The organism is Microcystis sp. M079S1 (assembly GCF_020246425.1).
Classification (GTDB): Bacteria; Cyanobacteriota; Cyanobacteriia; order Cyanobacteriales; family Microcystaceae; genus Microcystis; species Microcystis aeruginosa.
Genome location: NZ_JADBSZ010000149.1, coordinates 1 through 9,485, shown reverse-complemented (window position 1 = coordinate 9,485; position 9,485 = coordinate 1). Strand labels below are relative to the sequence as shown.

Annotated in this window: 8 protein-coding genes and 1 pseudogene; all 9 read left to right on the top strand. The window is 39.9% G+C overall.

All coding sequences use genetic code 11. The features are described 5' to 3' along the window. Positions 1 to 201: 201 nt before the first annotated feature. A complete protein-coding gene (locus IM456_RS09970) occupies positions 202 to 462 on the top strand; it encodes a hypothetical protein (protein WP_253881164.1) in 261 nt (86 codons plus the stop codon). An 81-nt stretch (positions 463 to 543) separates the two neighbouring features. Next, positions 544 to 1,374: a glucose-1-phosphate cytidylyltransferase gene (rfbF, locus tag IM456_RS09965; RefSeq protein WP_149986561.1), complete on the top strand. Its 831-nt coding sequence runs from the start codon at positions 544 to 546 to the stop codon at positions 1,372 to 1,374. Next, positions 1,359 to 2,477: a CDP-glucose 4,6-dehydratase gene (rfbG, locus tag IM456_RS09960; protein WP_149986562.1), complete on the top strand. Its 1,119-nt coding sequence runs from the start codon at positions 1,359 to 1,361 to the stop codon at positions 2,475 to 2,477. The genes rfbF and rfbG overlap by 16 nt, the downstream gene beginning before the upstream one ends. Before the next feature lie 74 nt (positions 2,478 to 2,551). Continuing rightward, positions 2,552 to 3,892: a lipopolysaccharide biosynthesis protein RfbH gene (gene rfbH, locus IM456_RS09955; RefSeq protein ID WP_287694039.1), complete on the top strand. Its 1,341-nt coding sequence runs from the start codon at positions 2,552 to 2,554 to the stop codon at positions 3,890 to 3,892. A gap of 183 nt (positions 3,893 to 4,075) precedes the next feature. Beyond that, positions 4,076 to 5,017 (top strand): NAD-dependent epimerase/dehydratase family protein, encoded by a 942-nt coding sequence (locus IM456_RS09950; protein ID WP_149986564.1) that lies wholly within the window; start codon positions 4,076 to 4,078, stop codon positions 5,015 to 5,017. After that, on the top strand, positions 5,014 to 5,955 hold the full coding sequence (locus IM456_RS09945) for a glycosyltransferase family 2 protein (protein ID WP_149986565.1): 942 nt from the start codon (positions 5,014 to 5,016) through the stop codon (positions 5,953 to 5,955). Before IM456_RS09950 ends, IM456_RS09945 begins: the two co-directional genes overlap by 4 nt. Before the next feature lie 72 nt (positions 5,956 to 6,027). Then, on the top strand, positions 6,028 to 7,851 hold the full coding sequence (locus IM456_RS09940) for a hypothetical protein (RefSeq protein ID WP_287694035.1): 1,824 nt from the start codon (positions 6,028 to 6,030) through the stop codon (positions 7,849 to 7,851). Positions 7,852 to 8,385: 534 nt separating this feature from the next. Further along, a complete protein-coding gene (locus IM456_RS09935) occupies positions 8,386 to 9,126 on the top strand; it encodes a Uma2 family endonuclease (protein ID WP_287694032.1) in 741 nt (246 codons plus the stop codon). A 115-nt stretch (positions 9,127 to 9,241) separates the two neighbouring features. Then, a pseudogene (locus tag IM456_RS09930) lies at positions 9,242 to 9,485 on the top strand (hypothetical protein); the annotation flags it as partial.

Sequence of the window (9,485 nt, the reverse complement as noted above, 5' to 3'; positions counted from 1 at the left end):
TACTTTTTTGTTGTTTCATTAATTCTTTTAAATCTTCTACTGACTCAACAATATCAATTTTGGGTACGACTGGCATCGCTAATTTATCCAGTTAATCATCTTTTCTATAAGTATGCCATAGTTTTTGAAATTTGGTATAAGTCTGTCATTACTTTGGAAAAATGATATAAGATAAAAAAATCTTGGAAGAAATCCGACTTGGTGCGCTCTCACTTATATGCTCACGCACTGGTGACTATTTGCCCGAATCAACCCGCTAAAACCGAGATTGTTGGCAAGCTTAAACAATCTTGGCTCAATACCCGAATTCATATCTATTACGACACCGAAAACGGTCAAACAATCGAGAAAAAGAAAGAGTTACCAAGTTTTAAGGCATTGGGTAAGGATGGTCTCTGTCGCTTGCTGTTTTACGAAACCCGACTCCTCTATCAACTTTTGACGGACAATTTAGTAAAGTGATATTGGACAAGATCGGGAACCCCGTGTTAAACTGCCTCGATAAGATGATGTCACTCTAAAAGCCCTTCACTATATAATCTAATGGTAATACAATCGGTCAGTTTAACAGTTAAGGACTATAAGTCTAACATTCCCGTGGCCATCTTGTGTGGGGGCAAAGGAACCCGACTGCGGGAAGAAACCGAATTTCGACCTAAGCCGATGATTGCCATCGGAAATCGGCCAATTATTTGGCATATCATGAAAACTTATGCCCACTATGGCTTAACTGACTTTATGCTCTGTCTAGGTTATAAAGGGGAAATAATTCGGGACTATTTCTTTAGCTATGATTGGAATCACAGTGATGTCCTCTTAGAGTTAGGCAATAAAAAAGTGACCAAACTCGATAGTGGACATGATGAGGAAGACTGGCGTATTTGGTTAGTTGATACGGGACAGGAAACCATGACGGGAGGCCGTCTTAAACGTCTCACCTCTTATGTAGATCAAAGCGGAAGTGATATCTTTTTAGCCACCTATGGGGATGGGGTTTGTGATGTGAATATTGCGGATCTGTTGGATTTCCATTACTCTCATGGTAAATTAGCCACCTTGACGGCGGTTCGCCCCCCTTCTCGCTTTGGCGAGTTAGTGATTGAGGATAATCTAGTCACTCAATTCCAAGAAAAGCCTCAAACGGCTGAAGGATGGATTAATGGGGGTTATTTTGTCTTAAATCGCAAGGTTTTGGATTTAATTGAGGGAGATACGACGACTTTTGAAGCACAACCCCTAAGAACCCTAGCCGCTTTAGGAGAACTCGCCGTCTATAAGCATGAAGGGTTTTGGCAGTGTATGGATACTTACCGAGAAATGGAAATGCTCAATCACCTTTATGACACTGGACAAGCTAGATGGAAAATATGGTAAAGGAAGCATTTTGGCCGGGCAAAAAAGTCTTTATTACTGGTCATACCGGCTTTAAGGGGTCTTGGCTGGCGTTTTGGTTACTCCATCTAGGGGCAGAGGTGAAAGGCCTCAGTTTAGCTGCCAATACCACCCCGGCCTTATTTGACCAATTAGACTTAGCTCAGAACCTGAGTCACCATATAGGAGATATTCGAGAGGCTGAGTTAGTGACTCGTTTAATCGCTTCATGGCAGCCGGATGTAGTCTTTCATTTAGCGGCACAACCCTTAGTGCGGCTTTCTTATCTGGAGTCGGTGGAAACGTGGAACACAAATGTCATGGGGACTATTCACGTTTTAGAAGCCCTCAAAAGCCTGAATCATCCCTGTGCCGCCGTGTTTATTACTAGCGATAAGTGCTATGAGAATCGGGAATGGGTCTATGGTTATCGGGAAAATGACCCCTTGGGGGGTTACGATCCCTATAGTTCTAGCAAAGCGGGGGCGGAATTAGCGATCGCATCTTGGCGCAGTTCCTTCTTTAAAACCCCTCAAACCCCCATCGGCATCGCCAGTGCCAGGGCAGGAAATGTCATCGGTGGCGGAGATTGGTCCCTAGATCGGATTGTACCCGATACAATGCGGGCCTTGATAAAGTCCGAAGCGATTCCGGTGCGGAACCCTCTAGCGACTCGCCCTTGGCAGCACGTTTTAGAGCCTTTGGGTGGCTATTTACGGTTAGCTGAGTCGATTTATGAGCAGTTGATGACGGCTAATTGGCAGCAAGACAGCCGAGGGTTATATGGGGCGTTTAATTTCGGTCCGTCTCTGACTTCTAATCGTCCAGTTAAAGAGTTAGTTGAGTCTATTCTACAACTTTGGCCGGGGACTTGGCTCGATCAAAGTGATCCGAAGGCTGTTCATGAGGCTAAATTGCTTAATCTAGTCACGGATAAGGCTTTCCATACCCTAAAATGGCAACCCGTTTGGGATTTTCGGCAAACCCTCAAGGAAACCGTGACATGGTATTATCAAGCGGCTCAAATGGACTCTCAAGATAAAGCACAATTCCAAGAACTTACCCGCCAACAAATCGAATATTATCAAAGTTGTTTGATCGATTAGCGAACTCAAGGCTGATAATAGTCCAAATTAAGTAATAATTAAGTTCAAATTTCTCCCCTGAAAGGAAATTAACCATGACTCAATCTATTTCTCCCCCCAATACCAATACTGAAACAGAACTGCGAGAGCAAGTCTTTCAAGCCGTACAAGAATACTATAAGCACAAATTTCAACCCCGGGCTTTTGTGGCGGGGCAGACCTATATTCCGGCATCGGGTAAGGTATTTGATGAGCAAGAATTAGTCAAATTAGTGGATTCTTCCCTAGATTTCTGGTTAACGACGGGCAGATATGCGGCGGAATTTGAGGAACGTTTTGCCCAGTGGATGGGGGTAAAACATTGTTTATTGGTCAATTCTGGCTCTTCGGCCAATTTAGTGGCCTTAAGTGCCTTAACTTCCCCTAAACTAGGGGAAAAACAACTTAAACCGGGGGATGAAGTCATTACCGTCGCCGCAGGTTTCCCGACTACAGTTAACCCCATCTTTCAAAATCAGCTAATTCCCGTCTTTTTAGACGTTAAATTACCCGGTTATGACCTCGACATCGAGCAGCTGGAATTGGCCTTGTCAGAGAAGACTAAAGCGATTATGATCGCTCATACCTTGGGAAATCCGTTTAATTTAGAAGCGGTGATGGCTTTTGCCGAAAAACATGACCTCTGGGTAGTTGAGGATAACTGTGATGCGGTGGGAAGTCTCTATAAAGGGCAAAAAACCGGCACCTTTGGGCATTTAGCAACGGTTAGCTTTTATCCCGCCCATCACATGACTATGGGAGAAGGGGGTGCGGTTTTAACCAGTGATACCCGCTTGAAAAAGATTGTCGAGTCATTCCGTGACTGGGGCAGAGATTGTTGGTGTCCTCCGGGGGTAGATAATACCTGTAATAAGCGCTTCGGTTGGCAGTTAGGAGATTTGCCCTTTGGCTATGACCATAAGTACACCTATTCTCATGTGGGTTATAACCTAAAGATGACGGATATGCAAGCCGCCGTCGGGGTAGCGCAACTGGATAAATTGCCAGGATTTATCAAAAAGCGCCGGGAAAATTTCGACTTTTTGCATCAAAAGTTACAGGAGCTTCAAGATGTTTTAATTATGCCTGAAGCCAGCCCCGATTCTGAACCGAGTTGGTTCGGGTTTCCGATTTTTGTCAAGGAAAATGCGCCTTTTAGCCGCAATGATTTGGTTAAGCATTTGGAGGAAAAACGCATCGGCACAAGGCTATTATTTGGAGGAAATTTATTGCGACAGCCTCTTTATAAGGGGTTAAATTATCGAGTCGTTGGGGATTTAAGCAATGCCGATAAAATCATGAGTAGTGTTTTTTGGCTGGGCATTTATCCCGGATTAACCGAGGAGATGTTAACCTATGTAGCAACGACCATCAGAGAATTTTGTCATGGCCAATAAAATTCCCCAACTTTTGGGACAAAATTTCAGGTTAAGGAAAATATGGCGGCTCTTCTCGTTTCTGTGTGGAAGGAAGAAGAATAGGGATAATTTTACAGAAGTATAATCTTCAAAGTCTTGCTAGGCAACACTTCTAGGAATGGTGCGCCCTGATTATTACAGAAAGTCGAGAAGACCCAAAATATGAAAGTATTGATTACCGGTGCAAGTGGTTTTGTTGGTTCCCATGTAGCAAGGCTTTTAATAGCCGAAGGGTGTGAGGTACACGCACTTGTGCGAGAAAACGGCGAACAATGGCGAATTCAAGATATTCTCCCATCACTACATTTATGGCAATCTGACTTAGTAGCATTTGAAACAGTGAATGCTTATTTACAGAAAATCAAGCCCGAATTGTGTATTCACTTAGCTTGGTATGTTGGGTCAGGAAAACAACTAAATTCTCGGGAAAACTTGAATTCATTCCAGGCAAGTCTCAATTTATTCTCTCAACTAGCTGAAGTAGGTTGTAAGCGGTTTGTGGGTATAGGGACTTGTTTTGAGTATGATTTCAATCTAGGATATTTTTCTGAATCAAGTCCGACAAAACCCATCACCTTATATGCAGCGACCAAGGTGGCACTATTCACTATTTTACAACAACTAGCCCAGAGCGCCGAAGTAGAGTTAACATGGGTTCGTTTGTTTTATCAGTATGGACCAATGGAGGATGAGCGACGGTTAATTCCGTCGGTTATTTGTTCACTGCTGCGGGATGAAGTGGTAAAAACAACTAAAGGTGAACAAGTTCTGGATTTCCTTCATGTTGAGGATATAGCATCAGCAATTTGGGCAGTTGCTAAGAGCAACGTTTCAGGTGTAGTTAATGTTGGTTCTGGTCAGCCTGTAACCGTTGGACAAATATTACTTGAACTTGGTAATTTATTAGGTAAACCTGATTTAATTCATCTGGGAGCTTTGCCTTACCGTCCCAATGATCCAATGTTTATTTGTGCTAATAATGAGTTGCTTAGAAAAAAGACCGATTGGACACCTAAATATAATTTAACAACGGGATTAAAAAATACAATTGAATGGTATAAAGTCCATCTAAATCTAAATAAAATTGAGGAAATTGTAAGATGAGTAAAAAATTAATTACTGTTGTTACTCCCTGCTACAATGAACAAGATAATGTTGAGCTTTTATATACTGAGGTCAAAGAGATTTTTGCAAGATTAGGAAAATATGAATACGAGCATATTTTTATCGATAATGACTCTCAAGATAAAACAGTCAGTATATTAGAGCAAATCTCTCAAAGCGACTCTAGACTGAAAATTATCATTAACGCTAGGAATTTTGGCTTTGTTCGTTCTACCTATTACGGCCTCTTACAAGGAACTGGAGATGCGGTTATTTTAGTCTTCGCCGATTGTCAAGATCCTCCCGAACTAATCGTCGATTTTTTGGAAAAATGGGAGGAAGGCTATCAAGTTGTTAAAGGTATTAAAAGATCGAGTCAAGAGAACTCTTTGGTCTATAATGTAAGAAGATTTTATTATTTTTTAGTTAGAACCCTATCAGAAGAGATTGACTTAACTGCTAGTTTTACCGGCTTCGGTTTATATGATCAAAAAGTGATAGAAGCATTGCGTTTGATCGATGATCCTTATCCCTACTTAAAGGGTCTTATTTCAGAAGTCGGTTTTAAGAGTGCTAAAATCGAGTATCATCAGGAAGTCCGAAAACGAGGTAAGAGTAGTTTCAATTTTTATCGAATGTACGATCTGGCAATGCTGGGTATCACTACCTATTCTAATTTTCCGCTAAGATTGGCGACAATGATCGGGTTCGCTCTATCTCTACTGAGTTTTCTGGTCGGTCTGGTGACTTTGATTTTGAAGCTTCTGTTTTGGAACCTTTTTCCTATAGGAATAGCGGCGATCATTATCGGATTGTTTCTTTTTTCTTCTGTACAGTTATTTTTTATAGGTATTTTAGGAGAATATATTGGTTTGATAAATAGACGAAGCTTAAAAAGACCTCTAGTGGTAGAGAGAGCGCGAGTCAACTTTGATTAAGAGTTACCTAGCGATGTTCTTTAATCTAAATTGTAAAAGACAATAAATAAAGAGGGAAATAAAATGTATCAAATGAATAAAACTGCGATTGATCAATGGCTCAAAGGAGTGGGTATCTTTTTACTTATTTTTATTGATGTAGATTATCTTCTTACCACAAGATTTGGCAGCTTGAAAGGAAATGAAAAGTATGAAGCAGTCTGGTATCTATTCATTTTAATTTCTATTATTTTCTTACCTACTATTTTGGGTAAAGTTTTGAACTATTTAAGTTCTATTTTATCAAAAATAATCAATAATTGGCAAGTCACAAATCAAAGTCGTAATCTTGAGTTTTTAATTTCGTGGGGACTTGGTCTTGTTTTCAACACGATAGCAATTCAAAAGCTCTTTACCCAAGGAACTGGTGGAAGTCTCAGGCTCTATATGAAACCTGAGATGTCATACAATTGGCGTGAACTGACAACCTATTTATCAAGCTTGAATTTTTTGGTGCTAATTCCAGTCGCATTAATTTTAACAGTTATTTTCTTTTTTCTCTTACATTTATTTTCTCTTCGTAAATTTTTGAGAACATTATTGATTGAGAATATAGTTTTTATCGGAGTTTTAGTGACGTTGACATCAGTTGCTTGGAGTCTGGTTTATAATGATAAATCGAACTACCATTTTAATGTGGTTCTCTTCCCATTAGCGGCCATTAATGGTGATTCCCCTTTTATTCCCCTTGTTGACGATGGATTTAAAAGTTTATATGGCGGATATTATCTTTGGCTTGGCCTAATATCACGATTAATGGGAAATAGTCTATTGTCTATTAAAATTGTTGTATGTAGTTTGATTGCCCTTCAGATTATTCTTTACTATTTAATAGTTAAAGCTATTTACAAAAATCCGTTGTTCAGAATTTTGGTATTCATCAGCTGCCTATTTTGGAGTTATTTTTATTTTAGGGTAGTAGGAGGAGATTTATACTTTCAATATTTTCCTTTAAGAACTTTATTTCCTTGTCTTTTACTGGTCACTTCGTTCTATATATCTGAAAGAAAATTTTTCGATAAAGCTAGTTTTCCTCTGGGATTTTTAACAATTAACTTACGAGATTTGCTTCTAGATTTTACAGTGGCAATGGCTCTATTAAGTAATTTTGATTCTGGTATATGTGTCTTGATTATGTACTTTCTTATTTACATTTGGAATGAGTTTAAAATAGATGGTTTTAGCGCAAAAAACATGATTAAAAAATTAACAGGATTCAGTATCAATCTTATCATTATCATTTTCATAATTATTTTTGGCTTTAGAATTCTTGCTGGAGAATTTATCAATTTTTATAATTATATAGGTTCTACTCTTAAATATGGCTCTGGCTTTATGGGTATGCCTTTTCCAGATAATATATGGATGATATTTATGGTTGTTTACGGTTTTAACATCATACAATCTTTTCAGAGTCCTATTGAGGATAAAAACGCTAAGTATCGTTTTGTAATTGCCATCTGGGGAATAGTTAGCCTCCTTTATTTTGTCAACAGAAGTCATCCTTGGAATTTGTTATTTATATCACTTCCATTTTTCCTTTCCTATGGTTGTTTGATTGATTATGCCTTTAGTTATTATCGAAAGAAAATGTCTGAATCTGAACAGGAATTGATGCAGAATAAAATAGCATTTGGTGAATTTTGGCCAATCCTATTGCCCAATTCGTTTGATTTACTAAGACTCTCCCTGATTAGTGTGTTAATCATGCCCTTTATTATTATGTCCCTAATCGCTTGTGTCAAATTTGTCCCCTTAACGATATCGAATTTTCAAAGACCTAAAAGCTATTCGCACATGTCTGCTGTAGCCAGCTTGTCTGAGAGAGTGGCTACATTAGAAAAGCAATTAAGCTAAACGGCGCTTAACCTGCATGATCCAACAGCTATAACCCTTTTGGAGTCTATATCGGTGATCCGAAGTAAAAGCCGTTTAGCTTAAACCGCCCATCAATTCTAATTTCCGATTGGGTTGAGTCATACTATTATCTTGACAAAAACAGAAAAGTATTGTTCTACCCTGAGATAACTTCTATTACAGACGATTCTTTTCAGTCCCGTTTTACTTATGCTCTCAAGAAATTTAATCCAATTGTCACGCTCTGTCCTCTAAAGAGGATTCACATTCCTCGTAGCACTTTTTTAGAATTACTCTATCAGAACAATTATAAACTTCTAGAATCCGCGGTAAATATCACAACTCCCGATTATAAGGGAAGTTGTGATATTTATGTAAAAGATTAGAATTGTAATAGAACCAGAGAATCTTGACAAAATCACATAACCTAAAACCAGCCGAGCGCTTGGCATCGCAATTGTGATCGCAATTGGGTTGACATTGACAATAGTTTATGATAAGAAAGTGGCATCAGTTGTTCACCCCAACCAACCAATGGCTCAAGAAACCCTCCTAATTGCAGCTAACCCACAAGGGATCAAGCTACCACCGACCGAAGATGAACTACCTTCTGATGATGGTATTCCCATGGAAACCCAGCGACACGGACTGCAAATGCAGTTATTAGTCAGACCTCTCTCCCAGTGGTTAAAAACCCAAGGACGAGAAGCGTTTGTGGGGGGCAATATGTTTGTTTACTTTAGCCCCAATCAAGTGCGTAACGAGGATTATCGCGGGCCTGATGTATTTGTCGTTGTGGACGTGCCTCGAAAAGAAAGGAAAAGCTGGGTCGTCTGGGAAGAAGAGAAAGCCCCTGATGTGGTGATTGAGTTGCTTTCTGAGAGTACAGCCAAAAAAGATAAAGAAGAGAAAAAGCTTATCTATCAGAATCGTTTGCGGGTGACAGAATACTTTTGGTATGATCCCTTTGACCCAGAAGATTTAGCGGGACATCGCTTAGAAGGGGGTGTTTATAAATCTTTAAACCCAGATGCTCAAGGCAGGTTCAGCAGCGAAATATTAGGGCTAGTGTTAGTGCGGTGGCAGGGAATTTATGGGTATGAACAAGAGCCGATTACTTGGCTACGTTGGGCAACAGCAGAGGGGCAATTGCTCCCCACCATAGAGGAGTTGGCCGAGCAGGAAAAGCAACGGGCTGAACAGGAAAAGCAACGAGCCGAACGCTTGGCGGCACAATTAAGAGCGCTAGGAGTTGAAGTTGATGATAGTGTATGAAATAATTGCAGGCATTGTCCACCTAGATGTCTATTTGATAATTAATTTAATGCACCTACTTAGTTGCGGGCAGTTTATGAGAGCTTATTAAATATAGGAAGGACTGTTTACGACAATGACACCATCTGCTATTGATTTAACCCCAAAATCACCGCCAATCACCTGGGAAAAACTGCCCGATGATTTTATTCTACCTGACGAACCTGTGGACAACAACCTGCAACCCCTATTAGCAGCAGCTTTACGGGAATCCCTAGAATTAGCAGGACTAATTCTAGAATCGATGCTAATTGCCTCTAATTTTGGCTTGTGTGCTACCGTTAAAACTCAAACAGTTGTCAAAGCACCTGATTGGGTTT